Source organism: Nocardia alba NBRC 108234 (genome assembly GCF_001612665.1).
GTDB classification, from domain to species: domain Bacteria; phylum Actinomycetota; class Actinomycetes; order Mycobacteriales; family Mycobacteriaceae; genus Nocardia; species Nocardia alba.
Map to the genome: position 1 here is coordinate 71,976 of NZ_BDAX01000012.1, position 25,174 is coordinate 97,149.

27 protein-coding genes are annotated in these 25,174 nt (G+C 67.2%); 13 read left to right on the forward strand and 14 right to left on the reverse strand.

The genetic code is table 11. The annotated features are described in order from the left end of the window. Positions 1-5: 5 nt before the first annotated feature. The 4 genes from NA12_RS14355 to NA12_RS14370 all read right to left on the reverse strand — a co-directional run bounded on the left by NA12_RS14355 (position 6) and on the right by NA12_RS14370 (position 3,437). A complete protein-coding gene (locus NA12_RS14355; protein WP_067450457.1) occupies positions 6-371 on the reverse strand; it encodes a DUF3349 domain-containing protein in 366 nt (121 codons plus the stop codon). An 11-nt stretch (positions 372-382) separates the two neighbouring features. Beyond that, positions 383-664: a hypothetical protein gene (locus NA12_RS14360; protein ID WP_067450045.1), complete on the reverse strand. Its 282-nt coding sequence runs from the start codon at positions 662-664 to the stop codon at positions 383-385. Positions 665-676: 12 nt separating this feature from the next. Further along, positions 677-1,861: an inorganic phosphate transporter gene (locus NA12_RS14365; protein ID WP_067450460.1), complete on the reverse strand. Its 1,185-nt coding sequence runs from the start codon at positions 1,859-1,861 to the stop codon at positions 677-679. Positions 1,862-1,934: 73 nt separating this feature from the next. Further along, positions 1,935-3,437, reverse strand: coding sequence for an ATP-dependent DNA ligase (locus NA12_RS14370; RefSeq protein WP_067450047.1), 1,503 nt, complete (start codon positions 3,435-3,437; stop codon positions 1,935-1,937). A 94-nt stretch (positions 3,438-3,531) separates the two neighbouring features. Between NA12_RS14370 and ramB the strand changes: the two genes are divergently transcribed. Beyond that, positions 3,532-4,938: an acetate metabolism transcriptional regulator RamB gene (ramB, locus tag NA12_RS14375; RefSeq protein ID WP_067450050.1), complete on the forward strand. Its 1,407-nt coding sequence runs from the start codon at positions 3,532-3,534 to the stop codon at positions 4,936-4,938. Positions 4,939-4,948: 10 nt separating this feature from the next. On the opposite strand, the gene NA12_RS14380 is transcribed toward ramB, so the two are convergent. Continuing rightward, positions 4,949-6,778: an acyl-CoA dehydrogenase gene (locus NA12_RS14380; RefSeq protein WP_067450053.1), complete on the reverse strand. Its 1,830-nt coding sequence runs from the start codon at positions 6,776-6,778 to the stop codon at positions 4,949-4,951. 327 nt (positions 6,779-7,105) lie between these two features. Between NA12_RS14380 and urtA the strand changes: the two genes are divergently transcribed. From urtA to NA12_RS14410, 6 genes are all read left to right on the forward strand, one after another. Continuing rightward, positions 7,106-8,356: an urea ABC transporter substrate-binding protein gene (gene urtA / locus NA12_RS14385; RefSeq protein WP_062986283.1), complete on the forward strand. Its 1,251-nt coding sequence runs from the start codon at positions 7,106-7,108 to the stop codon at positions 8,354-8,356. A gap of 79 nt (positions 8,357-8,435) precedes the next feature. Continuing rightward, positions 8,436-9,320: an urea ABC transporter permease subunit UrtB gene (gene urtB, locus NA12_RS14390; protein ID WP_067450056.1), complete on the forward strand. Its 885-nt coding sequence runs from the start codon at positions 8,436-8,438 to the stop codon at positions 9,318-9,320. A gap of 73 nt (positions 9,321-9,393) precedes the next feature. Then, positions 9,394-10,521 (forward strand): urea ABC transporter permease subunit UrtC, encoded by a 1,128-nt coding sequence (gene urtC / locus NA12_RS14395; RefSeq protein ID WP_067450059.1) that lies wholly within the window; start codon positions 9,394-9,396, stop codon positions 10,519-10,521. Then, positions 10,518-11,333, forward strand: coding sequence for an urea ABC transporter ATP-binding protein UrtD (urtD, locus tag NA12_RS14400; RefSeq protein ID WP_067450062.1), 816 nt, complete (start codon positions 10,518-10,520; stop codon positions 11,331-11,333). The genes urtC and urtD overlap by 4 nt, the downstream gene beginning before the upstream one ends. Then, positions 11,326-12,018, forward strand: coding sequence for an urea ABC transporter ATP-binding subunit UrtE (gene urtE / locus NA12_RS14405; RefSeq protein WP_067450065.1), 693 nt, complete (start codon positions 11,326-11,328; stop codon positions 12,016-12,018). The genes urtD and urtE overlap by 8 nt, the downstream gene beginning before the upstream one ends. A 14-nt stretch (positions 12,019-12,032) precedes the next feature. After that, positions 12,033-12,776 carry a GntR family transcriptional regulator gene (locus NA12_RS14410; RefSeq protein WP_084472762.1) on the forward strand — a complete coding sequence of 248 codons (744 nt, stop codon included), beginning with the start codon at positions 12,033-12,035 and terminating at the stop codon, positions 12,774-12,776. On the opposite strand, the gene NA12_RS14415 is transcribed toward NA12_RS14410, so the two are convergent. After that, positions 12,777-13,658, reverse strand: a complete 882-nt coding sequence (locus tag NA12_RS14415; RefSeq protein WP_067450072.1) for a hypothetical protein — start codon at positions 13,656-13,658, stop codon at positions 12,777-12,779. A 202-nt stretch (positions 13,659-13,860) separates the two neighbouring features. On the opposite strand from NA12_RS14415, the gene NA12_RS14420 reads away from it, so the two are divergent. Continuing rightward, positions 13,861-14,406: a carboxymuconolactone decarboxylase family protein gene (locus NA12_RS14420; protein WP_067450075.1), complete on the forward strand. Its 546-nt coding sequence runs from the start codon at positions 13,861-13,863 to the stop codon at positions 14,404-14,406. Positions 14,407-14,419: 13 nt separating this feature from the next. On the opposite strand, the gene NA12_RS14425 is transcribed toward NA12_RS14420, so the two are convergent. Beyond that, positions 14,420-14,803 carry a DoxX family protein gene (locus tag NA12_RS14425; protein ID WP_067450078.1) on the reverse strand — a complete coding sequence of 128 codons (384 nt, stop codon included), beginning with the start codon at positions 14,801-14,803 and terminating at the stop codon, positions 14,420-14,422. A gap of 75 nt (positions 14,804-14,878) precedes the next feature. Next, on the reverse strand, positions 14,879-15,727 hold the full coding sequence (locus tag NA12_RS14430; RefSeq protein ID WP_067450080.1) for an SDR family oxidoreductase: 849 nt from the start codon (positions 15,725-15,727) through the stop codon (positions 14,879-14,881). An 84-nt stretch (positions 15,728-15,811) separates the two neighbouring features. Between NA12_RS14430 and NA12_RS14435 the strand changes: the two genes are divergently transcribed. Next, a complete protein-coding gene (locus tag NA12_RS14435) occupies positions 15,812-16,219 on the forward strand; it encodes a winged helix-turn-helix transcriptional regulator (RefSeq protein WP_067450083.1) in 408 nt (135 codons plus the stop codon). Here NA12_RS14435 and NA12_RS14440 read toward each other — a convergent pair. The 4 genes from NA12_RS14440 to NA12_RS14455 form a co-directional block, all read right to left on the reverse strand. After that, positions 16,216-16,917: a polysaccharide deacetylase family protein gene (locus NA12_RS14440; protein WP_067450087.1), complete on the reverse strand. Its 702-nt coding sequence runs from the start codon at positions 16,915-16,917 to the stop codon at positions 16,216-16,218. The two genes, NA12_RS14435 and NA12_RS14440, sit on opposite strands and share 4 nt — an antisense overlap. 134 nt (positions 16,918-17,051) lie before the next feature. Beyond that, positions 17,052-17,543, reverse strand: coding sequence for a L,D-transpeptidase (locus NA12_RS14445; RefSeq protein ID WP_067450463.1), 492 nt, complete (start codon positions 17,541-17,543; stop codon positions 17,052-17,054). A 433-nt stretch (positions 17,544-17,976) separates the two neighbouring features. Further along, positions 17,977-19,380: a dihydrolipoyl dehydrogenase gene (lpdA, locus tag NA12_RS14450; protein WP_067450089.1), complete on the reverse strand. Its 1,404-nt coding sequence runs from the start codon at positions 19,378-19,380 to the stop codon at positions 17,977-17,979. Between the two features lie 77 nt (positions 19,381-19,457). Then, complete coding sequence (locus NA12_RS14455) at positions 19,458-19,925, reverse strand: MarR family winged helix-turn-helix transcriptional regulator (RefSeq protein WP_067450092.1); 468 nt, start codon at positions 19,923-19,925, stop codon at positions 19,458-19,460. A 90-nt stretch (positions 19,926-20,015) separates the two neighbouring features. Here NA12_RS14455 and NA12_RS14460 point away from each other — a divergent pair, with 90 nt between their 5' ends. The 3 genes from NA12_RS14460 (at position 20,016) to NA12_RS14470 (ending at position 22,741) form a co-directional block, all read left to right on the forward strand. Continuing rightward, a complete protein-coding gene (locus tag NA12_RS14460; RefSeq protein WP_067450095.1) occupies positions 20,016-20,345 on the forward strand; it encodes a rhodanese-like domain-containing protein in 330 nt (109 codons plus the stop codon). Positions 20,346-20,423: 78 nt separating this feature from the next. Continuing rightward, positions 20,424-21,461 carry an AraC family transcriptional regulator gene (locus NA12_RS14465; RefSeq protein ID WP_067450466.1) on the forward strand — a complete coding sequence of 346 codons (1,038 nt, stop codon included), beginning with the start codon at positions 20,424-20,426 and terminating at the stop codon, positions 21,459-21,461. A 260-nt stretch (positions 21,462-21,721) separates the two neighbouring features. Beyond that, a complete protein-coding gene (locus tag NA12_RS14470; RefSeq protein ID WP_067450468.1) occupies positions 21,722-22,741 on the forward strand; it encodes an NADP-dependent oxidoreductase in 1,020 nt (339 codons plus the stop codon). A 43-nt stretch (positions 22,742-22,784) separates the two neighbouring features. On the opposite strand, the gene NA12_RS14475 is transcribed toward NA12_RS14470, so the two are convergent. Next, a complete protein-coding gene (locus NA12_RS14475) occupies positions 22,785-23,759 on the reverse strand; it encodes a dipeptidase (RefSeq protein ID WP_165914757.1) in 975 nt (324 codons plus the stop codon). Positions 23,760-23,895: 136 nt separating this feature from the next. Between NA12_RS14475 and NA12_RS14480 the strand changes: the two genes are divergently transcribed. Then, positions 23,896-24,426 (forward strand): AMIN-like domain-containing (lipo)protein, encoded by a 531-nt coding sequence (locus NA12_RS14480; protein ID WP_243654755.1) that lies wholly within the window; start codon positions 23,896-23,898, stop codon positions 24,424-24,426. A gap of 4 nt (positions 24,427-24,430) precedes the next feature. Here the strand turns inward: NA12_RS14480 and narI are convergent, their stop codons facing one another. After that, entirely contained in the window at positions 24,431-25,174 is a 744-nt protein-coding gene (narI, locus tag NA12_RS14485) for a respiratory nitrate reductase subunit gamma (RefSeq protein ID WP_067450098.1), read from the reverse strand.

Here is a 25,174-nt window from a genome sequence, read left to right on the forward strand (position 1 = left end):
GGTGATCAATTCCGTTCGGGCGCGGGTTCGCCGTCGTCGAGTGGTTCGGCCAGCGGCCAGCCACCGGCGGCCAGATGTGACGCCACCCGTGAGACATCGGCGGGCGCGGGCTGCTGCTTGGCGTAATCGTCGATGGCCGCGGCGATTTCGGACTCGCTGATCGATTCCCGATTCGGATTCGCCTCCGTCAGCCGCTGCCCGATCACCGTCACCTCGTAGTCGGTGAGGTGGCGGTGCAGCACCGCGAACAACGCGACGTAGTCCGACTGGGGAATGCCCTGCGGATAGCCCGCGCGCAGCCATTCCAGCACGCGCGTGAGCAGGTTGCCACGAACCGGTGGGTTCGCGGGAGTGAGGTTCGGATCGGTCATGGCTTCCTCATTCATGATTGGCCGAACAGGTGGATGCCGAACTGGTGGGCGATGAACGCCTTGGCGGTGAACAGGATCGCGGTGATCACCACGACCACGATGAGCACCACACAGCTCAACGCACCCACCAGCGCCGGATAATTCCGCCGCACCCGGCCATCGGCGTCGATAGTCTCTGCCTGTGCCCACCACCGCACCGCGAAGGCGAACACCGCGGGCACGCCCGCGCCGAACACCAGCGCGGCGAGTACCACTTCCCACAGTGAACTCAGATTGGTGATCACGGTGTGCATGATCGCTCCCCTCTACCCGGCATGGTTCTCTTCGATCGGCGACGGTGCCGAGATGGATGGCTTGCTATCGGGCCATTCGTTCACATTGTCCTTGTCGACCGGGTCCCGGCGCGACCGCAGATAGATCGCGAGCGCCCCGGCGATCAGCAGGCCCAACACCACGAGCACACCGGGAAGTCCGCCGATGACGTTCGCGATCGCCCAGCAGATCGCGCCGACGATGCCCGCCATCGGCAGGGTCAGCGTCCAGGCGACGACCATCCGGCCCATCACCCGCCAGCGCACTTCGGCGCCCTTGCCGATGCCGGTGCCGAGGATCGAGCCGGTCGCGGTCTGCGTGGTCGACAGCGGCAGGCCGAAGTGCGCGGAGGTGAGAATGATCGCCGCCGAGGTCGACTCGGCGGCCAGGCCCTGCGGCGACTCGATCTCGACCAGGCCCTTGCCGAGCGTCCGGATGATCCGCCAACCGCCGAGGTAGGTGCCGAGCGCGATCGCGACGGCGCAGGACGCCATCACCCACAGCGGCATGTGGTCGTTCGTGTCCAGCGTGCCGTAGGCGACCAGCGCGAGGAAGATGATGCCCATCGTCTTCTGCGCGTCGTTGGTGCCGTGTGCCAGCGAGACCAGGGAGGCCGAGCCGATCTGACCCCAGCGGAACCCCTCTTCGGACTTGTCCTTGTCGACGCCATTTGTGATCCGATACACCAGGAACGTGGCGATGGCCGCCACGACGGCCGCGATCACCGGCGCGAGCACAGCGGGCAGCACGATCTTGATCAGCACCCCGTCCGACCCCGACGCCCAGATCACGCCGTTCCAGCCGAGCGCGGCGATCGTCGAGCCGATCAGGCCGCCGAACAGGGCGTGCGAGGAGCTCGACGGCAGGCCGAGCAGCCAGGTCAGCAGGTTCCACAGGATGCCGCCGACCAGTCCGGCGAAGACGATGACCAGCAGGTCCTGCCCGCCCACCTCGTTCAGTTGCACGATCCCCTTGGCCACCGTCGCCGCGACCGATACCGACAGGAACGCACCGATCAGGTTCAGTACGCCCGAGAGCGCGACCGCGGTTTTCGGCTTCAACGCTCCGGTGGCGATCGAGGTCGCCATGGCGTTGGCCGTGTCGTGGAATCCGTTGGTGAAGTCGAATGCGAGGGCTGTGGCGATGACGATCAACAGGATCATTAGTTCGGCGCTCACCGCACCAGTGTGTCGCATGCTACGGCCGGATTGCCAAACTGTTGCGGGAAAGTCGCATGACCAGCCGGTTACCTCAGCCGAGCGCGCGCACCGCCTCGATCGTGTCGGCCTGATCCGGTTCCTTGTCGGGCCGGTACCGCACCACCCTGGCGAAGCGCAGCGCGACCCCGCCCGGATATCGGGTACTGGTCTGGACGCCGTCGAGCGCGATCTCCACGACGAGTTCGGAGCGCAGGTACACGGTCTGACCGTCGCGATGGGTTTCGTGGCGCGGGAATTCCTCGGTCTGCCAGCGCAGCAGTTCGTCGGTGAGGCCCTTGAAGGTCTTGCCGACCATCACCGGTTCACCGGTCTCCGGATCACGGGCTGCCAGATGCAGATTGGACAGGAAACCGGTGCGCCGGCCATAGCCCCATTCGGCGCCGATCACCACGAGGTCGAGGGTGTGCGTGGGTTTGATCTTCTGCCATGACTTGCCGCGGCGACCCGCCGCGTAGGGGGCATCGAGTGCCTTGACCATCACACCCTCGTTGCCGACGGCGAGTGCGTCGTCGAAGCAGTCGGCGGCGGCCTCCGGGGTGGGTGCGATCAGCGCCGGGATGCTGTGTTCGCCCGCGACCTGTTCCAACGCGGTACGGCGGACCCGCAGTGGGTCGTCGATGAGATCGGTGCCGTCGAGATGCAGGCAGTCGAAGAAGTACGGGTGTAATCGGCGCGGATCGCCGGTGGTGGCGAATCTGCTCATCGTTTCCTGGAACGGGCGTGGGCGGCCCGCGTCGGTCAGGGCGAGGGTTTCACCGTCCAGGACCACGGTGTCGCAGTCGAGAGTCTTGACCAGGTCGACGAGTTCGGGGACACCCGCGGTGATGTCGCGCAGGGTTCTGGTGAACACCCAGACCTGGTCGCCGTCGCGGTGTATCTGGATGCGGGCGCCGTCCAGCTTGTGTTCGACGCTGATCTGCGGGCCGAGTTCGGCGAGGGCCTCGTCCAGCGAACCGCCGGGCGCGGCGAGCATCGGCGCCACCGGGCGTCCTACTTCGAGTCGGAACGCCGACAGCGCGGACTCGCCACCGGTGAGCGCGGCGATCGCGGTGTCGGGCAGACGCCCCGAGAGCATGTGGGCTCGGCGTACGACCTCGACGGGAATGCCGGTGGACTGCGCGAGCGCCTCGATGACGAGGGCGGTGAGCGCGCCCTGCCGGAGTTCGCCGGTGAGCAGGCGGACCAGGAAGGACTGTTCCGCCTCGGTCGCCGCGGTGAAGAGCGCGGTGAGCAAGTCGCGGCGACGAAGGGTCGAGCCTTTGCCGTTCAGCCCGGTGAGCTGGGAGAATATCTCGTCCACCGCGCCGACGGTGAGGCTCGCGACAGTACTCGGCGGCGTCTGGAGCCCGGCCACGGTGCGCCAACCGGCCCCGATCCGGCCCTGCACCAGTTCGCCGGACAACCACGCCACCACGGTCCCGATCTCGGACGGGCCCGCGGCGCCGAAGAGCTCGGCCAGCGCGGCGGTTTTCGCCTTGCGCGACCGGGTCGCCCGCACGGCCGCGGACGCCGTGACGACATCGCTGAACAGCACCTCCCGACAGTAGCGCGCCGGTGTGACACAGAGCTCGAGCCCCGTTGTTAAGAATCCGTTGGCAAGCCTGCGAAACCACCCTTAAACTGGACATATGGCCAAGACCTATGTCGGTGCGCGGCTGCGCCAGCTGCGTACCGAACGTGGGCTCAGCCAGGTCGCGCTCGCGCAGAAACTGGAGATCTCGGCCAGCTATCTGAACCAGATCGAACACGACGTGCGACCGCTCACCGTGCCGGTACTCACGCGCATCAACGAGGTCTTCGGTGTCGACCCCACCTTCTTCTCCGCCCAGGACGACACCCGGCTCATCGCCGAGCTGTCCGAAGTGGTGATGGACGCCGAGCTCGGCATCGAGGCCGACACCCAGCAGATCGCCGATATGGTCTCCGCGCATCCGTCGATGGCGCGCGCCCTGGTGGCCATGCACAACCGCTACCGCAACACCAGCGCGCAGCTGGCCGCCGCCACCGAGGATCGCTTCGCCGACGGCGCGGGCAGCGCCGCGATCAGCAAGCCGCACGAGGAAGTGCGCGACTACTTCTATCAGCGCCAGAACTACATCCACGAATTGGACAGCGCCGCGGAGGCTCTCACCGCGCGCATCCGTTTTCACGGCGGCGAGGTGAGTACCGAGATCGTGCGGCTGCTGCGTGCGCACGGGGTGCGGATCAGCGAGCGCATCGACCTCGGCGAGGGCGTGCTGCACCATTTCGACCCCGAGACCAAACAGCTCGAGATCTCCCCGCACCTGTCCGGCGGACAGCGCACCTTCAAACTCGCCGCCGAACTCGCCTACCTCGAATGCGGCCCGCTCCTCGAAAAGCTGGTCGACGAGGGTAATTTCGCCTCCGACGCCTCGCACAAACTCGCGATGCTCGGCCTCGCCAACTACTTCGCGGCGGCGATGGTCCTGCCCTACACACACTTTCACGAAGTGGCCGAGAACTTCCGCTACGACATCGAGCGCCTGTCCGCCCACTTCTCGCAGAGTTTCGAAACCATCTGCCACCGCCTGTCGACATTGCAACGGCCGACCCTGCGCGGCGTGCCGCTGTCCTTCGTGCGGGTCGACCGCGCGGGCAATATGTCGAAACGCCAGTCCGCCACCGGTTTCCACTTCTCCGCCAGCGGCGGTACCTGTCCGCTCTGGAATGTCTACGAGACCTTCGCCTACCCCGGCAAGATCATGACCCAGATCGCCCAGATGCCCGACGGCCGCAAATACCTGTGGATCGCGCGCACCGTGGAACGCCGCGCCATCCGCTACGGCCAACCCGGCAAGACCTTCGCCATCGGCCTGGGCTGCGAACTACGCCACGCGAGCCGCGTCATCTACGCCGACGGCATCGACCTCGGCGAAGCCAACGCCACCCCCATCGGCGCGGGCTGCCGAGTCTGCGTCCGCTCCAACTGCCCCCAGCGCGCCTTTCCTCCACTGGGCAAGGCCCTCGACATCAGCGAACACCGCAGCTCGGTCTCGCCCTACCTCATCAAATAGCGCCGACCGTTCAGAAGGCCGCTTCGGGGACCGACATGATGTCGTTGTCGATGGCGGCGAGGATGTTCCTCGAGGCCGTGAGTTCGGGGAGAACGTTCTTGGCGAAGAAGCTCGCCGCGGCGACTTTGCCCTGGTAGAAGTGCCGATCCCGGGGGTCGGCGTCGGAGGCGAGAGCGGCGGCGGCGATGTCGGCCTGGACCAGTAGGCGCCAGGCGATGAGAAGGTCACCGACCGACATCAGGAAGCGGACCGAGCCGAGGCCGACGTTGTAGAGCTCGGTGGGCTCGGTGCGGCCCGCCATGGCGAAGCCGGTGAGGGTGGCGGCCATGGCCGCCACGTCGGCTTGGGCAGTGCGCAGCAGGGCGCGCTCGGTGGCGAAGCGGCCGGTGTCGTTGTCCAGGTAGGCGCTGATCTGCGCGTTCACGTGGTTCAAGGCGACACCGCGATCGCGAATGATCTTGCGGAAGAAGAAGTCCTGGGCCTGGATCGCCGTGGTGCCCTCGTAGAGCGAGTCGATCTTGGCGTCGCGAATGTACTGCTCGATCGGATAGTCCTGCAGGTAGCCGGAGCCGCCGAAAACCTGCAGCGACTCGGTGAGCAGCTGATACGCGCGCTCGGATCCGACGCCCTTGACGATCGGCAGCAGCAGATCGTCCACCCGGTGCGCGGTCTCCGGATCGGCCCCGGATACCAGCTGCGCCACATCCGCGTTCTGATGCGCGGCGGTGTACATATATACCGCCCGCAGACCCTCCGCATAGGCCTTCTGCATGGCCAGCGACCGGCGGACATCGGGATGGTGGGTGATGGTGACCCGTGGCGCCGCCTTGTCGGCGAGCCGCGTCAGATCCGCGCCCTGCACCCGCGTCTTGGCGTACTCGAGCGCGTTCAGATACCCGGTCGACAGCGTCCCGGACGATTTCACACCCACCGTCATCCGGGCGTTCTCGATCACCTTGAACATCTGGGCGATGCCGTTGTGCACATCGCCGACCAGCCAGCCCTTGGCGGGCACCGCCGTGGCGCCGAAGGTCAGCTCGCAGGTGGGCGAGGACTTGAGCCCCATCTTGTGCTCCAGCCCGGTCACATACACACCGTTGCGCTCGCCCGGTTCCAGCGTCTCGGGATCGAAGAGGAATTTCGGCACGTAGAACAGCGAAAGCCCCTTGGTGCCGGGACCGGCGCCCTCCGGCCGGGCGAGCACCAGGTGGAACATGTTCTCCGCCGTATCGCCCACGTCACCGCCGGAGATGAACCGTTTCACCCCGTCGATATGCCATGACCCGTCGGGCTGCGGTACGGCCCTGGTGCGACCGGCGCCGACATCGGATCCGGCGTCCGGCTCGGTGAGCACCATCGTGGCCTGCCACCCACGCTCGAACCCGCCACGCGCCCAACGCTTCTGTTCGTCGTTGCCGAGTTCGTAGAGCACCGAGCCCATCAGCGGGCCCATGTTGAAGAAGCTGGCCGCCGGGTTGGCGCAGATGATGAGCTCGCTGATCGCCCACATCAGCGCGTTCGGGGCGGCGGTGCCGTCCATTCCCGCAGGCATGCCCAGGCGGTACCAGCCGGCCTCGTGCACCACGTCCACCGTCTTGCGCAGCGGATCGGGCACCGTGACGGCGAAGGTATCGGGGTGGAAGGCCACCGGGTTGCGGTCGGCCTCGGCGAACGATTCCGCGATCGGCCCCTCGGCCAGGTGTTTCACCTCGTCGAGGAGTCGGCGCACCGTATCGGAGTCCAGGTCGCCGTAGGCGCCGGTATCCAGGAGTTTGTCGAGGTTCAGCACCTCGAACAGATTGAACTCGATGTCACGCACGTTCGCCTTGTAGTGCCCCACTGGGCCCTCCTCGACTGACCGCACACGGCCCGATTGCCGCGTGACTCGGCTGTTCGACGTCGTACAAATCGAGCGTGCCGCACCCGCGCACCCCTACGCAACCGTAGGTGAGCCGGCCCTTCGGCCGTCTCGGGGCGAACAATTCACACGGACGAAACAGACGAAACGGGCACGTGATCGGGAGTCATTCGGGGGCAACAAGTTCCATCTACTGTCTCGAATCACGAATACAGCCGCTGTATACAACTCGGTGTACGCCCAGGCAGCGGTGGTGTTCGTTGTGGCGCGCGTGGCGCCGCCGTTACACCTGATGAGGAGAACCGCCCCATGTCTGAATCCCGTTTGGTCAAGGCACTCGCCGTGCCTGCCGCGGTGGCCGTCGCCGGCCTGCTGCTCACCGGCTGTGGTGCTCGCGACGACGCGTCGACCGGCTCGACCGCCGCCTCCTGCGTCGACACCAGCAAGGACACCATCAAGGTGGGCTCGCTGCACTCGCTGTCGGGCACCATGGCCATTTCCGAAGTGACCGTGGCCAATTCGACCAAGCTGGCGATCGACCAGATCAACGCGGCGGGCGGTGTGCTGGGTAAGAAGATCGAGATCGTCCTCGAGGACGGCGCTTCCGACCCCAAGACCTTCGCCGAGAAGGCCGAGAAGCTGATCAGCTCCGACTGTGTCGCTTCGGTATTCGGCGGCTGGACCTCCTCGAGCCGCAAGGCCATGAAGCCCAAGTTCGAGAGCCTGAACTCGCTGCTCTACTACCCCGTGCAGTACGAGGGCCTGGAAGACTCCAAGAACATCTTCTACACCGGCGCCACCACCAATCAGCAGATCATCCCCGCGCTGGACTACCTGAAGCAGAAGGGCATCAAGTCCCTCTACCTGGTCGGCTCCGACTACGTCTTCCCGCAGACCGCCAACCGCGAGATCAAGGCCTACGCCGCGGCCAACGGCATCGAGATCAAGGGCGAGGACTACACCCCGCTGGGCTCCACCGACTTCTCCACCATCGTCAACAAGGTGCGCGCCGCCAAGGCGGGCGCGGTGTTCAACACCCTCAACGGCGACTCCAACGTCGCCTTCTTCCGCGAGTACACCAACGCCGGCCTGAAAGCCGCTGAGATGCCGGTGGTCTCGGTGTCGATCGCCGAGGAAGAGGTCGCGGGCATCGGCGCGCAGAACATCGCGGGCCAGCTGACCGCCTGGAACTACTACCAGACCGTCGACTCCCCGGCGAACAAGAAGTTCGTCGCCGACTACAAGGCCGCCTTCGGCGCCGACAAGCCCACCTCGGACCCGATGGAAGCCGCCTACGCCTCGGTCTACCTGTGGAAGAACACCGTCGAGAAGGCGAAGTCGTTCGCGGTGGCCGACATTCAGGCCGCGGCCGACGGCGTGAGCTTCGACGCCCCGGAAGGCACCGTCACCATCGACGGCTCCAACCACCACATCACCAAGACCGCCCGCATCGGCGAGATCCGCCCCGACGGCCTGATCTACACCGTCTGGGATTCCGGCAAGGCCATCACCCCCGACCCGTACCTGAAGTCCTACGAGTGGGCCAAGGGCCTCAAGTAACCAGCCCGACAGGTGTGGGACGCGCGATGCGCGCGTCCCACACCGCCCCATCGCTCGTCTTTTCAAGGAGTCCACTGCAATGGACGTGCTGATCAGTCAGCTCTTCACCGGGCTGAGTCTGGGATCCATTCTTCTGCTCGCCGCACTCGGCCTTTCCCTGACCTTCGGTCAGATGGGCGTCATCAACATGGCCCACGGCGAATTCATCATGGCCGGCTGCTACACCACTTATGTAGTGCAGCAGATCTTCTCGTCGGCCGGAGTTTCGCTGGTCGTGTCCCTGCTGGTGGGCTTTCTCGTCGGTGGGCTGCTCGGTGCCGCCCTGGAGATGGGGCTGATCCGCTACATGTACGACCGACCGCTGGACACCCTGCTCGTCACCTTCGGTGTCGGACTCGTGCTCCAGCAGGCCGCGCGCGACATCTTCGGCGCGCCCGCCAAGAACGTGCTGGTGCCCGAATGGCTCAGTGGCGGTATCACCATCGCGGGCGCGGTCGTGCCCAAGACCCGCATCTTCATCCTCGTGCTCGCGATCGTCGCGGTGACCGCACTGGCGGCCGTGCTCAAGACCACCCCCATGGGCCGCCGGATTCGCGCCGTCGTCCAGAACCGCGGGCTCGCCGAAACCAGCGGGATATCGAGCAGATTCACCGATGTCAGCACGTTCTTCATCGGCTCCGGGCTCGCCGGCGTCGCCGGTGTGGCACTCACCCTGATCGGTTCGACCAGCCCCACCATCGGCCAGAGCTATCTGATCGACGCGTTCCTGGTGGTCGTGATCGGCGGCCTCGGCCAGATCAAGGGCACGGTGATCGCGGCATTCGCGCTCGGCCTGCTCAACTCGTTCATCGAATACTCCACCACCGCGTCCATCGCGAAGGTGATCGTGTTCGTGCTGATCGTCATCTTCCTGCAGGTCCGCCCGCAGGGCCTGTTCACCGTGCGGACGAGGAGCCTGGCATGAACGGTCAGCGGCCGCAGGCGGCAGCGCAGTGTAACCACGCAGGCCGCCCGGTCATGCCAGAAAGGACGCAGCCATGACCGCACTCACCGAACGTCTCCGCGAATACCCGCGACTGACTCCGATCGCCGGTTTCGGTATCGCCGCGATCCTGCTGTTCGCCGTCGCACCGGCGGTTCTGAGCGATTTCCGCCTCAACCTGCTCGCCAAGTTCCTCTGCTTCGCCATCGTGGCGGCCGGTATCGGATTGGCCTGGGGCCGAGGCGGAATGCTCACCCTCGGCCAGGGCGTGTTCTTCGGCATCGGCGCCTACGTCATGGCCATGCACATGCAACTCGCCGACGCCGCGCGCCTCGGCAATGACGTTCCGGAGTTCATGGAGATCTCCGGCATCAGCGAACTCCCCGGTTTCTGGCAACCGTTCAGTTCCGCGCCGGTCGCCATCCTCGGCATTCTGGTGCTGCCCGCGCTGGTCGCCGCCGTGCTCGGGTACGGCGTGTTCAAGCGTCGGGTGCGCGGCGCCTACTTCGCCATCCTGAGTCAGGCGCTGGCCGCCGCGCTGGCGATCCTGCTCACCGGTCAGCAGGCCATCGGCGGCTTCACCGGCCTGTCGGATTTCCGCTCCTTCTTCGGATTCCGGCTCTCGGACCCGGCCAACCGGCAGATGCTGTTCTTCATCGCGTCGGGCACGCTGCTGGTGGTGGTCGCGCTGATCCGCCAGCTCAACCGCAGCCGCTACGGCGAGCTGCTGGTGGCGGTGCGCGACGCCGAGGAACGCGTGCGCTTCCTCGGCTACGACCCGGCCAACATCAAGATCGTCGCCTATGTGGTGGCGGCGTTCCTCGCCGGTATCGCCGGTGCGCTGTTCACTCCGATCGTCGGCATCATCTCCCCCGCCGACATCGGCGTCATCCCGTCGATCGCCTTCCTCATCGGTGTCGCCATCGGCGGCCGCACCACGCTGCTCGGGCCGGTCCTCGGCGCGATCGGCGTCGCCTGGGCGCAGACCTCGCTGTCGGAGTCGTTCCCGTCGGGCTGGACCTACATGCAGGGTGTGCTGTTCATCGTGGTCGTCGGGTTCATCCCCGCCGGGCTGGCCGGATTGTGGCCGATGTTCAAGGGCTGGCTGGACAGTCGCAAGAAGCTGCCGCCCGCACCGGAGGAACCCGCCGTCGTGATCGAGGAGAAGGTGAACGCGCGATGACACCCGAGCCCAAAGCCGGCGGCAACGCCGGTATGGACAGCGACTACCTCGAAATCCGCGGTCTCTCGGTGAGTTTCGACGGATTCAAGGCGGTCACCGACGTCGATCTCACGGTGCTGCAGGGCGACCTGCGGTTCCTGATCGGCCCGAACGGCGCGGGCAAGACCACGCTGATCGACGCCATCACCGGCCTGGTTCCGGCCACCGGATCGGCGCAGAAGGCGGGCACCGAACTGCTCGGCAAGAAGGTCCACCAGATCGCGCGCCTCGGCATCGGTCGCACGTTCCAGACGGCCAGCGTCTTCGAACAGCTGACCGTGCTGCAGAACCTCGATATCGCCGCGGGCGCGGGGCGTTCGGCGTGGTCGCTGCTGCGCACCCGCAAATCGGTCCTGCCGAGCATCGAAGAGGCCTTGGAGACAACAGGTCTCACCGCACTGCGCGACAAGCCCGCCGGGGTACTCGCGCACGGGCAGAAGCAGTGGCTCGAGATCGGCATGCTGCTGGTGCAGAACGCGTCGGTGCTGCTGCTCGACGAGCCCGTCGCGGGCATGAGCGCCGAGGAGCGCGAGGAGACCGGAAACCTGTTGCGCCGCATCGGCAGTGACCGAGTGGTCGTCGTCGTCGAGCACGACATGGACTTCATGCGCTCCTTCGCCACCTCGGTCACCGTGCTCGCGGGCGGCAAAGTGCTCAGCGAGGGCAGCGTCGAACAGGTGCAGGCCGATCCGAAGGTGCAGGAGGTCTATCTCGGCACCGCGAATCTCGCCGCGACAGACCCTGCGACAAAGAGAGAGTCGGCCGATGCTTGAGCTACACGACATCCATTCCGGATACGGGCGCACCGAGGTGATCCACGGCATCAGCCTGACCGTGCCCGACGACAGCGTCGTCGCGATCATGGGCCACAACGGCGCGGGCAAGACCACGCTGCTGCGCGCCGCGGTGGGCCTGCTGCCCACCAAATCGGGCACGATCACCTTCGACGGCGAGAAGATCACCAAACTCTCCCCCTCGCAGCGGGTCAAACGCGGAATCGGCTATGTACCGCAGGGCCAGCAGAGCTTCGGGCAGCTGACCACCGCCGAGAACCTCCAGGTGGTCGCGGACGGGCGCAAACGCGGGAAGGCGCTGATCGACGAATCCCTCGACCTGTTCCCCGCGCTGAAGGACCTGCTCACCCGCAAGGCGGGCCTGCTCTCGGGCGGGCAACGTCAGCAACTTGCCATCGCGCGGGCACTGATCACCGAGCCGAAGCTGCTCATCCTCGACGAGCCGACCGAGGGCATCCAGCCCTCGGTGGTCGCCGAGATCGAACGCACCATCATCGAATTGACCCGACGCGGCGGTTTGAGCGTGCTGCTGGTCGAGCAGCACATCGGCTTCGCCCTGCAGGCCGCACAGCAGTACTACGTACTGCACTCGGGGCATCTCGGCTCCACCGGGGCGGGCGGGGCAGGCGCGGAATCCGCGGTCCGCGCGGCGATGGCGATCTGATCGCAGCGGCGCACATGGCCGGAAGGGGAACGGGCGAGGACACACATCCCGCAGGACGACGGGTGCCGCTGGCCGCGCGCGTCTACGACGAACTCCGCCACGACCTCGCCACCGGGGAACTGGCGCCGACCGAACGGCTGCGCGCCGAACGGCTGGCTCAGCGCTACGGCGTCTCGCGCACCCCGGTGCGCGAGGCGCTGGCCCGCCTCGAGGCCGACGGGCTCGTGCAGCGTCATCCCGACGGTCTCTACCTGTACCGGCCACGTCTCGACGAGCTCGACGAACTCTACGAACTGCGAATCGTGCTGGAGTCACGCGGTTTCCAGCGCATCGCCGCCGGTGGTTCCGTCCAGGTACGTATCCCGACCGAGCACGACCGGCCCACCGTGCGCGCCGAGCTGGCACGCTGGCTCGAATACCGTGACACCCCACCCGAACCCGGACCCGACCTGGTCGCCGCCGACGAGCGCTTCCACACCGAATTACTCAGGGCGGCGGGCAATTCCGCCCTCGCCGACGCGCTGGCCGCCGTCTACCTGCGGGTTCGCCCGGTGCGCACCATGGATGTGCCCACTGCCGAGCGGGTCGCGGCCATGACGGCCGATCACATCACCATCGCCGAACAGGTGCTCGCCGGTGACGACGAACGGGCCCTGCACACCCTCACCGCCCACATCGCTTCCTCCCGGGCCCACGTTCGGGTGCGGGCCGAGCAGGCCATCGCCTTCACCAAACTCGGTCGTGCCGTGCGGGATTGATCAGCATTCCTTCTGGAACGGGAAGCACTCGCTCTTGCGCGGCGTCGTCGAGACGGGCGCCCGGGTGGTCGAGGTCTGCGAGGTATCCGACATCGGGCGCGGATGGGGCGAGTCCTGGATCACCGCCACGCCGACCACCACGAAGACGACGAAGATGCCCAGCAGCGCGGCCGCGAACAGGGCGATGCCGACGAACTTGCCCTGGCGCGACGGTTCGGGGCGCGGGGCGGGCTCGCGCACCGTCCGCACCCGCGGCGCCACCTGAGCAGGCGCGGGCCGATGGGTGGCGAAGCCCTCCTCCGCCAGTTCGGCGCGCGAGGGCACCTCGACCGCACCGAGCGCCGTGCACGTGGTGAGCACCCGGTCGACCGTCCATTCGCGGGGCCCGGCCGAGAAACCCTCGAGGTACACCCGCAGCTCGTGGGTATCGACGCTGTTCGCGACCAGCACGTCCAGACCCGGCCGCAGCAGGGTGCGGGCCGGCCGCACCACCACGCCCCGATAGGGCACGAGCACCACCGCGCCGGACACATGTCGGCTGTCCTGCAACGCCTGCTCGAGCGCCACCCGCACCGCGTGCACCCCGTGTTCGACCCGGTCGGTGAGACCGTTCGACGCGTCGTCCGCCAGGTCCAGCGGACTGTCGCTGATCATCCAGGTGCCGTCGGCGGCAGCGGTGAGCAACCCGCTCTGCCTGCGCCGGAAGCCCTTCACCTCGAGCACGGTGATCCCGCGCGGGGTCACGATCACCGCGCCGAGCCGCCGGTCACCCACCCGGCAGTCGACCAGTGCGAGCCCCGTACTCGGATGGTCGTGCAGACAGTCCACGAGCTCGCGCTCGGCTCCGGTGAGCTCGGCACCCGGTCTGATCCGAACCAGCATGTGCGATGTTCCCCTACCAATGCTGCGACTTCACCCCGCCGCTGCGCGCTGCGGTGCCCACCGATCATGACGCCCAACCGTCCCGAAAACCACTGGAAACCAAAGAAAGCCGGCACGAATACGGCAGTGGCCCCCAGAGCCGATACCGGCGAGTACGCTGCGATGCTGGCCGAGGATGTTCGAGAAGACAGGTGGACCAGAGATGGACGCAGCGCCCCTACCACGCGTTTCGCCGGGACGGTTCGGTGAACTCGGACCGGTGAACTGGGTTGTGTGGCAAGTACTTTCCCGCGCGTCGGGCACCGAGGACGCGCATCTGTTCAGCACCCTCGGCCGCACCGGCGGGCTCTTTCGCGGCTGGCTGCACTTCTCCGGCAAGCTCATGCCGGGTGGCAGATTGCCGCGCGCGGAGGCCGAACTGGTGATCCTGCGCGTCGCCCACCTGCGCGCTTGCGACTACGAGGCCGACCATCATCGCCGACTCGGCCGGAAGGCGGGGCTCTCGGCGGTCGAGATCGAGCGGGTCGCCGCGGGTCCCGGCGCCGAGGGCTGGACTCCTCGGCAGCGGGCGCTGCTCGACGCCGTCGACCAGCTGGTGGCCACCCGCGATGCCGACGACGCCGCCTGGGCGGCGCTGGCCGAGCACTACGACGAGCGGACGCTGATCGAGATCGTGCTGTTGATCAACCAGTACGAGGGTCTGGCCTCGACCATCACGACACTGCGGATCGAACGCGACAGGTTCTGATCTGCGGGTGTGATCAGCCGCGTGCGATCCGCAGCGCGGTCACGATCATCGGGATCTGCAACGGCAACCGCGCCAGCACACCCGCCTTGAAAACCTTGGGCGCCTTCGGATTACCGACCACGTCCACGGTCATCTGAATATTGGCCGGGTAGACACCGACGAACAGCGCCGCGGCCAGCCAGCCACCGAGCCGCCTTGTGCGCGGCACCGCCAGCGCGGCCGCCACGCCCAGCTCGGCGACCCCGGACCCGTAGGTGTAGGTCCGCGGGTCGCCGGGCAGCTGCGGCGGCACGATCTTGTCGAACGGCTTGGGCGCTACGAAATGCAGGATGCCCATCGCGAACAGCAACCCACTCAGGTAGGTATGCGCACGTCGACGGGGAAGTTGATCAGCCACGAAACCAACCTACCGCCTTCCGCGAGTTTCCTGGCGGGCACTTCCGCCGCGGCACCGGGCACCGCCTCGGTCCGACTATCGACCCGCGGCGGCGAAGACCGTGGCGGCCGAGGTGGCCCGACGACCGAGGAGTTCGGTCAGGTCACCGGTGGTCACCTCCAGCAGACCCTCGCCGATGCGTGCGTCGGCGTCGGCGAGCACGGCGGCGAACTGGTCGTCGAGGCCCGCGGCGCGCAAGGCCGCCACGTAATCGTCCTGGGTGAGGTCTTCGTAGCGGACCGTGGCGCCCTTCGCCTCGGCGACCGCGGATGCCAGATCCGCGCCGGTCAGCGCCTCGTCACCGCCCAGTTCGTAGACGCGGCCCTCGTGACCCGCGCTGGTCAGCACCCGCGCGGCGGCCTGCGCGTAGTCGGCCCGCGCCGCACCGGAGACCCGGCCCCGCGCCATCGCGCCGTGCAGGACGCCGGACTGCGCCGCGTGCGCGGCGGCACCGTCGTAGTTCTCCCAGTACCAGCCGTTGCGCAGCAGCACCGTCGGCACCGTGGCGGTCGCCAGCACCTCCTCGGTGCCGCGATGTTCGGCGGCCAGCAGCATCGGATTGTGGTCGGCGCGCGGGATGCTGGTGTAGGCCAGCAGCTCGACTCCGGCCCGCTCGGCGGCGCGCAGGACATTGGTGTGCTGGGCGACTCGTTTGCCGAATTCGTTGCCCGAGATCAGCAGCACACGGTCCACCCCGACCAAGGCGGCATCCAGGGCCGCCGGATCGTCATAGGACGCCTTCCGCACGTCTACACCTCGTGCGGCGAGGTCTGCCACCCTGCTGGGATCGCGCACGATCGCGACCGGCCGCTCCCCCGCGTCGAGCAGAGCCTCCACGACCAACCGGCCCAGTTTTCCGCCTGCTGCTGTCACTGCCACGGTCATCACTGCCTCCATTGATATAGCACTAACTATTAGTAAGCACTATGCCTTTAGTGGGCACTTGCGTCAAGTAGGTACGATGGGGACATGCCCGAGACGACCCCCGCGGATCACGACCCCACGCTGGAGGCCGACGTCTTCGCGAGCACTTGCGATTCCCGCCCCGTGCTGCAGAACATCGCGAGCCGATGGGGCGCGCTGGCCCTGGTCGCCCTTCGCGACGGCCCCGTCCGCTTCAGCGCCCTGCGCCGCCGGGTCGACGGTGTGAGCGAGCGCATGCTGTCGCAGACCCTGCAAACCCTGGAACGCGACGGCATGGTCCATCGCGAGGTGCTGGAAGCGATTCCACCCCGCGTCGAATACACCCTCACCGAACTCGGGGCGGAGGTGGCCGACCAGCTGCGGTCACTGATCCTCATCCTGGAATCCAAGATGGATGTCGTCCGCGCGGCACAGCACAGCTACCACCGCGCGGGCGGCGTCGGCCGGGACTAACCCGGCGCGAGCAGCTCCGAGACGGTGACGAATCGGTAGCCCCGCGCGCGCAACCCGTGGATGATCTCGGGCACCGCGGCAAGGGACTCGGCGCCGTGCATGACGTGGAGCAAGATGATCGAGCCGGGTCGGACCTCGGCGAGCGTGTCGTCGACAATGGCCGCACGTGCCGCCCCGCCCGCGGAGTCGGGCTCCACATCCCAGGTCACCGTGGTGCGATCGTGGTCCGCGAGGTAGTGCGGCAACGCCCACAGTTTCTTGCCGTACGGCGGACGGAAGGTGATCGGCCCCGGATACCCGGCGCGACGGATCTCGGCGTCGGTCCGTTCGATCTCCGCGCGCACGGTGTCGCGCGAAATCAGCACCATGCGCCGATGCGAATAGGAATGATTCCCGAGCTCGTGACCGGCACCCACGATCGCCGCACCGTATTCGGGACGCGCGGCCAGATCAGCACCGACCAGATAGAAGGTCGCGCGAACCCCCGCTTCCCCCAACGCCCGCAACACGTCCGGCGTCCGCGCGGTGGGGCCGTCGTCGAAGGTCAACGCGACAACCTTCTCCTCGGTCTCAACCCGATCGACCAGCCGCCCCGCCACCTGATAGCTCCGCGAATTCATCACCACATAGAGCCCGGAGCACACCGCGAGAACCACCACGACGGCGGTAACCCCCGAGATCACCCACCGACGTCGCACACCTGCTGTATAGCCTCGACAACCAACTACCGCAAGCACATGGGCAACTCACCGGGTAGCGGTAAACCCACCCGGTGAGAATTGCCGGTCGCCGGTCCACGTTCGGATCCGGCGGGAAGATCAACCAGCGGCGCTTACTGGATGACCTGGGTGATGTCGCCGGGCTTCAGGTAGTCGAAGAAGCGGTGGGCGCCGTCTTCGGTCATTCGCACACAACCGTGTGACTTGGAATCGACCGGGCCGACGTGAAATGCCATGTCGCCGTTGAAGAATGTCGCCCAGCGCATCGGCGCGTTGTGCATGGTGCTCCAGTGGAATTCCCGTTTGAAGGAAATCTTGGTCACCGCCGGCGGCGTTTCGTAACCGTTCATACCGTGCGAAATGGGCGTCGGCCCGAAGATGACGCGGCCGTTGTCGACCAGCCACGCCTCGTTCGTCGACAGCCGCAAGCAGGCCTTCGCCTCCACCACCGGGCACGGCGACGCGGTCGGCACGATAGCGGGAACACCGGGAATATCAGGGCCACCGGGGAAAAGCGGTTCGGCCATCGCCGGTGCCACGGTGCCGATACCGACTGCGACAACCGCCGCGATCTTGGCCGCCCAACCGAAAAAGTGCTTGCTCATCGAGTCCGCTACCTCTCTGTCCACCTCCCCGCGACTTCTGCCGAACGTTCGGCGGTCGCAGCGAGATGCCGGGCTTACGGTCAGGAGAAAGTCAGCTCATGGGCGTGCCCGGCGAGTTACCCACGTACTCACGAGATCAGGTGAAGCGACTAACAACCGATACAGAGCTACACGGATCATCCTGGACCACCCCCGATTCACCAAATCACCCGCCGCGACTTGGCCGAAAAGATACCCCCGCACCCCAACAACACCCACCCACACAAACCCAACCCCCACATCCCGACCCCGAGGAGGGATCGCCGACGCAGTCGGCGGTCGCGCCCGTCCCGTCGATCAGGTGCCGTGGCGTAGGCGACGAAGGAGCAAGCCACGGTGCCTGATCGACGGGACATCAGGGGGCGCGACTCGAGCGCGCCAGCGCTCCGATAACTCAGAAGTTGATCATGTGCCCCGCGAGGCCGTGGATCGCTTCCTGCAGTGCTTCGCTGAGTGTCGGGTGGGTGTGCACGTTGCGCGCGAGCTCGTTGACCGTGAGGTCCCACTTCTGGGCCAGGGTCAGCTCGGGCAGCAGCTCCGAGACATCGGGGCCGATCAGATGGCCGCCGATGAGTTCGCCGTGGGTCTTGTCGGCGATCAGCTTCACGAAACCGGTCGGGTCGGCCAGGCCGTGCGCCTTGCCGTTGGCGGTGAACGGGAAGGTCGCGACCTTCACGTCATAGCCTTCGTCGCGGGCCTGCTGCTCGGTGAGACCGAAGCTGGCGACCTGCGGCTGGCAGAAGGTGGCGCGCGGCATCATCCGGTAGTCACCGAGGGTCAGTGTCTCGGCGCCGCCGATGGTCTCGGCCGCGACCACGCCCTGCGCCTCCGCCACGTGGGCGAGCTGCAGCTTGGCGGTGACGTCGCCGATGGCGTAGATGTGCGCCACGTTGGTGCGCATGTGGTCGTCGATGTCGATGGCGCCCCGGTCGGTGAGCGCGACGCCGGTGGTCTCCAGGCCGTAGCCCTCGACTCGCGGTGCGAAACCGACGGCCTGCAGCACCTTGTCGACCGTGACGGTCTCGATCGCGCCGGACTTGTTGTCCTTGATCTGGACGGTGACCTTGGAGCCGTCGTCGTCGATCGACTGCACTGCCGCACCGGTGCTGATGGTGATGCCGAGCTTCTTGTACTGCTTGGTGATCTCTTTGGAGACGTCGGCGTCCTCGTTGGGCAGCGCGCGATCGAGGAACTCCACGATCCGCACGTCGACGCCGTAGTTCTTGAGGACGTAGGCGAACTCCATGCCGATCGCGCCCGCGCCGACGATCAGGATCGAGCCGGGTAGGTCGCGGGTGAGGATCTGCTCCTCGTAGGTGACCACGTTCTCGGAGAGCTGGGTGCCCGGCAGCAGCTTGGTGGTGGTGCCGGTGGCGATGATGGCGTTGTCGAACGTGATCGTCTCGGCACCGCCCTTGGTGAGGGCGACGTCGAGCGAGTTCGGGCCGGTGAAGGTACCGAGGCCGTCGAATTCGTCGATCTTGTTCTTCTTCATCAGGAAGTGCACGCCCTTGACCCGACCGTCGGCCACGCTGCGGCTGCGATCGAAGGCGGCACCGAAGTCGAAGCTGACCTCACCGGAGATGCCGAAGGTCTTGGCCTCCTTGTGGAAGATATGGGCCAGCTCGGCGTTGCGCAGCAGTGCCTTGGACGGGATGCAGCCCACGTTCAGGCACACGCCACCCCAGTATTTCTGCTCGACAATCGCTGTTCGCAGGCCGAGTTGAGCGGCACGGATCGCGGCGACATATCCGCCGGGACCAGCGCCGAGAACGACGACATCGTAGTGGGAAGTCACGTCCCCGAGCCTAACTCTGTTTCGGAGAGTTCACCCACCCGTCCCCCACATAGGTGAGATGTCCGCGCGACCGGCCGCTACCCGGCGCCGGTCACTGTCACCGGGGTCGGGCCGAGCACCTTGCGCAGCGTCGCGGCCAAGGCCTCGAGTTCGTCGGGTTCGAGGTTCGCGCCGAACCGGCGTTCGATGTCGTCGAGATAGCGAGGGGCGGCCTCGCGGAAGCGCTGCCTGCCGAGATCGGTGATGGCGACGAGCGCGGATCGGCCGTCGTCGGGGTTGGTGTCACGGCGCAGCAGGCCGTTCGATTCCAGTTCCGCGACAAGGCGACTCACCCTGGTGCGGCTCAGCACGACCTTCTCGCTGAGATCGCTCATCCGCATCGGTCCGGTGCCGTCGAGTTCGAGAAGCACGTCGTACCAGGTCAGTGGTAGTCCGGTGGCCCGGCGCAGCTCGGCGTCGAGCTCCGGGACGAGCGCGGCGTGCACCTGGAGCAAGGCGGCCCACGCCGCTATCGCCGGTCGACGGGACGGCTGTTCGTTCGGCACCGTCCCAGCTTAGCCACTTGCGTGCGTGCGCACACAACTAGTAGCGTGTGCACGCACATAAATTCTCCCGAACTACCGGAGGGAACTCCCATGACCACACTCATCACCCGCGACGAACTGGCGCGAGGCATCGCGGCCGGGACCGTGATCGTGCTCGACGCACTCGGCCCCGAGTACTACGCCAAGGCCCATCTGCCCGGCGCGCTCAACCTCGTCGAAAACGACGTCGACACCGTCGCGCCAACCCTGCTCCCCGACCGCGACGCGGCCATCGTCACCTACTGCTCGAATCCCGCGTGCGGGAACAGCCAGGCCGTGGCGAGCAAGCTGGAAGCGCTGGGCTACACCAACGTGCGCAAGTACCGCGAGGGCATCCAGGACTGGTCCGACGCGGGACTGACCATCGAAACCTCGGCCTGAGGTCGATGCCGGTCCGGCCACTCGGCATCGCGCCGCCGCGGCCGGGCCGTGGCTCGACAGCCCAGTACTGTCGAGGTGGTGAGCGGTGCGGTGTCGGTGGACGGGATCGGTGGTGCGCTCCACGGCACCGCGTCTACCCATCTGGTCCGGCTGCTCGTGCGGGCCGCGCGGGCGGCGGGCGCGGACGAGGACCAGCTCACCCGGGTTCCCGGCACCGACGAGGTGGTCCTCGGTGGTGAGCTCAACCGGATCCCGATGAGTTCGTTGTTGCGGCTGTGGGAGTTGATCGCGCAGGCGCGACCCGGCGCCGGGTCGGGGGCGGCGATCGCCGCCGCCGCGCCGCTCGGCTCGCTGAACACGTGGGACTACCTGGTGACCACCGGTGCGACACTGGCCGATTCGCTGCGCGCCGCCCAGCCCTATCACCGCCTGGTCACCGCGGCCACCGAGGGATTCGACCTGTCCGGCGACGGTGGGCTCACCATCGGCTACCGCACCTCGGCGGGCGATCCTGCGGTGGCTGCGGTGGTCAACGAGTACGTCCTCGCCTACTATCTGCGTCGCGCTCGCGAGGCGGTCGGCCGACCACTCGTGCCGACCAAGGTCAGTTTCGGCCACTCCGCACCGCCCGACCACACCGGCCTGATCGACGTATTCGGCACCGCCGACATCGAATTCGACGCCGAGGCGGACGCGATCACCTTTCACGCCGACGACGCCACCGCACCGCTCGCCCGCGCCGACCCGATGCTGGCCGACCTGATCCGCAGCCATGCCGACCTGGTCCTGGCCTCCGCTCGACCGATCACCGACCCCCTCGACGCCTTCCGCATCGCGCTCGGAACGGCTATGGACGCGGGCGACCCCGCCCTGCCCCGCGTGGCGAAAAGCCTTGCCATGAGCGAGCGAACCTTGCAACGCCACCTGGCCGAGCACGGCACCTCGTGGCGCGAGGAACTCGACTCGATCCGCTACGAACGCGCGAAAGCCCTTCTCGAACAGGGTCACAGCACCTCGACCGTCGCCCACCACCTGGCCTTCACCGACGACCGCGCCCTGCGCAAGGCCTTCCGCCGCTGGACCGGCGGCACACCGACCTCCGCGCGCCGACGCTGAACCCTCGCGACGCTCGATCCGAACCGCCGGTCCCGTCCCACCCACAGCTGCGGTCGGATCACCGAAACGACCTGGTGCGGCAGGCGATCCCACAGAGCCGGCTGCCCGCACCGCCGGGCACCACACCGAACGAACTCGGCTGAGCGTGTCGTGAATGGACCGGGCAGTGACGTCCGCGGACCTTCGGCTGGGAACCTGACCGCAATACCGTGATCATCACCGGCTGAAAACACTGGATGACCTGGAAAGAAGGCTCGATCATGACCAGCACCGCGCTGCCGACGCACACCCGTGAGATCCACCTGGCCGCCCGCCCCGACGGCGCTCCGGTCGCTACCGATTTCGCCCTGGTCGAGCGGAGACTGCCCGAGCTCGCCGATGGGCAGATCCTGGTGCGCAACACCTGGATGTCGGTCGACCCGTACATGCGCGGACGGATGGACGACAAGGAGTCCTACATGCCGGCTTTCGAACTCGATGCGGCACTGGATGGTTCGGCGGTCGGCGAGGTGATCGCGTCCCGCTCGGCGGATATCACGGTCGGCGCGACCGTCTCGCACTTCGCCGGCTGGCGCGAACACGCGATCGTCGACGCGGCCACCGTTACGCCGATCGACCCGGAACTGGCTGCCCCGCAGCACTTCCTGAGCGTCATCGGCACCACCGGGCTCACGGCCTACGCGGCGCTCACCGATATCGCCCCGGTGCGCCCCGGTGACACGGTGTTCGTCTCGGCCGCCGCCGGTGCGGTCGGCAGCGTGGCGGGCCAGATCGCCAAGGCGCTCGGCGCGAAGCGGGTGGTCGGCTCAGCGGGCGGGCCCGCGAAGACGCGAAAGCTGCTCGACGAATTCGGCTTCGACGCCGCGATCGACTACCGCGTCGGTGACCTCGCCGGGCAATTGAAGGCCGCCGCGCCCGACGGCGTCGACGTCTACCTCGACAGTGTCGGCGGCGAACACCTGAAGATCGCCATCGAAGCGCTCAATCAGCACGGGCGCGTCGCCCTGGTCGGCGCGATCAGTGGCTACAACGGCGCGACCACCCAGCAGGCACCCGACCTCTATCTCGCCGCGACGAAAGAGGCCACCTTGCGCGGCATGCTGGTAACCAGCTACTTCCCGCTGTTCGGCGAGTACATCGGCAAGGCGGTGGGCTGGCTGGCCGAGGGCACCCTGCGCACGACCGAGACCGTCTACGACGGACTGGACCAGGCTCCCGCCGCCTTCTTCGGAGTCCTCACCGGCGCCAACACCGGCAAGATGCTGGTGCGTCTGGGCTGAGCGTTCCCGCACTGGGCACCGGGCCGCCGCTCGGCCGGGGCGGTCAGTCGCGCCAGACCTGGCCTGCGACCCTGGCGAAATTGCCGCCGAAGATCGCGGCGCGTTCGGCGGCGTGGAATCCCCGGTCGGCCAGGAGCTGGTCCAGACCGGGGGCACCGGCTTCGCCGAGCAGATCCTCCGGCGGAACCCACTGCAGCGGACCCCATTTCGTATACGACTCCGAGAACGCGCCGGGATTGTCACGGATCTCGTCGTTGAACTCCTGGCCGTCGAAGGAGTAGTCGGAGCCGACGCCGAGGTGGTCGATACCGACCAGGTCGACGCCGTAGCGGATATGGTCCGCCATCGCGGCCAGCCGGGCGGCGTGGTCGCCGGGAGCGTTGTGGCCGAGAAAGATTCCTACGCCGTTGATGCCGATCACGCCACCGGTCTGCGCGCAGGCCAACGCTTGGTCGTCGGTGATATTGCGTGGATGGTCCCACAGGGCGGCGAAATTGGAGTGGCTGTAGATCATCGGGACGGCGGTACAGGTGGCGATGTCGAGGCCCGTGCGGCGTGAGCAATGCGATCCGTCGGCGAACATCCCGACCTCGTTGAGCTTGCGCACCAAGTCCTTTCCGTAGCCGGTGAGGCCGGTGTCCTCGGTGTCGAGGCAGCCGCAACCCGCCGCGTTGGCATGGTTGTAGGAGGGCAACAGCGAGCGCACGCCGAGGCCGTAGAACAGTTCGACATTGTCGAGATCGCCGTCGAGCGGACCCGAGTCCTCCAGGTCGAAGGCCAGCGAGATCACCTCGGGCGCACCGATATCGGCTACCCGATCGACCAGCCGGAATCGCGGGTCACCCTCGGCCTGGCCCCGGAACTGCCCCAGCAGGGCCAGCGAATCCGCCTTCGTCTGCGCCGAGTACCCGACATTGATCGACAGGTACGAGCCGAGCGGATACCGGGCGAGTTCGGTGATCCGCGCAGTGTGGTGCAACGGCAGACAGCAATGCTGTTCCCACAGAAAAGGCGCCACGTTCACCTCCGGTCATAGTCGCTGACCTGCGATCCTACGTTTCGCGACACGGCCGTCGGGTCGGCGCGCTAACGCGGTGGCTGATCGGGCCGATGAGTCAGTACCTTCCTCCCCCCTGCCCCGAAGGCGGTGCGACGTGCGTCGCTTCCTCATCTCGCTCACCACGATCGCGGCCTGTGCCGGCCTGTGGACAGTTCCGGCCACGGCCGCCCCGTCCTCCTGCGAACTCGGATGGGGTTCGGCCGACCGGTCGAGTTCGGGCTATTCGACGGCCACCGTCGGCGATGTCCGCGCGGGCCGCCACGACTGCTTCGATCGCGTGGTCATCGATCTGTCCGGCCCGGTCGCCGGTTACCGCGTCGGCTACGTCGACACGGTCACCATGGACGGCTCCGGCGCGGCCGTCCCGCTGCGCGGCGGCGGCGCCCTCCAGGTGATGGTGCAGGCGCCCGCCTACGACGGCGCGGGCAACAGCACCTACCACCCGGCCGATCGCGCCGAACTCGTCGACCTGCGCGGCTACCCGACGCTGCGTCAGGTCGCCTGGGCCGGATCGTTCGAGGGCCAGTCCACGATCGGTCTCGGCGTACGGGCCCGCCTGCCGTTTCGCGTCACCACCTTCGACTCCCCCGCCCGGGTGGTGATCGACGTCGCCCACTCCTGGTGACGCCTCACCAACCCCGGCGCCGCGGACGCGAGCCGACCAACTCACCGTCCCCGGCGCTCTCGCGGGTGCGGTAGACGATGTAGGGCCGGAACAGGTAGCCGAACGGCGCGCTGAACGCGTGTACGAGCCGGGTGAACGGCCAGATCGCGAACAGGATCAGCGCGATCGTCACGTGGATGTGGAACGACAGGGGCGCCTGCGCCATCAGGTCACCCCGGGGTTGCAGGATCCAGATCGAGCGAAACCACGGGGCGACGGTCTCGCGATAGTTGTGCTCGGGACCGACGGCGCCGGAACCGAGCAGCGTGGTCGCCAGACCGGTGACCAGGGCCGCGATCAGCACCAGGTACATGACCTTGTCGTTGAACGTGGTGGCGCTGAACACCGGACCGTTGACCCGCCGCCGGTAGACCAGCAGCACGATGCCGGTGAGCGTCGCCAGGCCCGCGATGGAACCGAGCGCGATCGCCTGGATGTGATAGACGTGCTGACTCACGCCGATCGCGTCCGTCCACGATTCGGGAATCACCAGCCCGATGATGTGCCCGACGATCACCACCAGCATGCCGAAGTGGAACATCGGGCTGCCGATTCGCAGCAACCTGCTCTCGTAGAGCTGCGAGGAGCGGGTGGTCCAGCCGAACTTGTCGTAGCGGTAGCGCCACCAGGTGCCGACGATCATCATCGCCAAGCTCACATACGGAACGATGTCCCAGTAGATCTCGCCGGCGGAGACGGAATCTGCCAT